Annotated in this window: 1 protein-coding gene; it reads right to left on the reverse strand. The window is 48.1% G+C overall.

The window, feature by feature from the left end; all coding sequences use genetic code 11:
- Positions 1-621 (reverse strand): Ig-like domain-containing protein (locus ACFO3O_RS22590; RefSeq protein ID WP_379983076.1); only part of this gene is annotated, 621 nt, incomplete at both ends.

A 621-nucleotide genomic window follows, 5' to 3' on the forward strand; every position in this document is an offset into this window, starting at 1 on the left:
CCGTGACATCGGTTACTTCTATAGTTGCCGTTGGATCGAAGGTATCATTATCTAATACCGCAATGTCTACTGGCGTATCCTCTGGTGTGGTCGCTGTATCATCCATCACATCATCCGCTGGAGTCACAGTGACTACTACGGTAGCAGTTTCTGTGGTGGTTGATCCATCAGGGTTTGTTACGGTGACGGTATACTCAAAGGTATCCGTGCCGTTGAAATCAGGATCTGGCGTGTAGGTGACCGTGCCATCAGGATTGATGGTCACTGTTCCGTTTGCTGGATCCGTGACATCGGTTACTTCTATAGTTGCCGTTGGATCGAAGGTATCATTATCTAATACCGCAATATCTACTGGCGTGTCCTCTGGTGTGGTCGCCGTATCATCCATCACATCATCCGCTGGAGTCACGGTGACTACTACGGTAGCTGTTTCCGTAGTGGTACTTCCATCAGGGTTTGTTACGGTGACGGTATACTCAAAGGTATCCGTGCCGTTAAAATCAGGATCTGGCGTGTAGGTGACCGTGCCATCAGGGTTGATGGTCACTGTTCCATTGTTTGGATCCGTGACATCGGTTACTTCTATAGTTGCCGTTGGATCGAAGGTATCATTATCTAATA

The sequence above is a fragment of the Dokdonia ponticola genome, from assembly GCF_042653865.1.
Lineage (GTDB): Bacteria > Bacteroidota > Bacteroidia > Flavobacteriales > Flavobacteriaceae > Dokdonia > Dokdonia ponticola.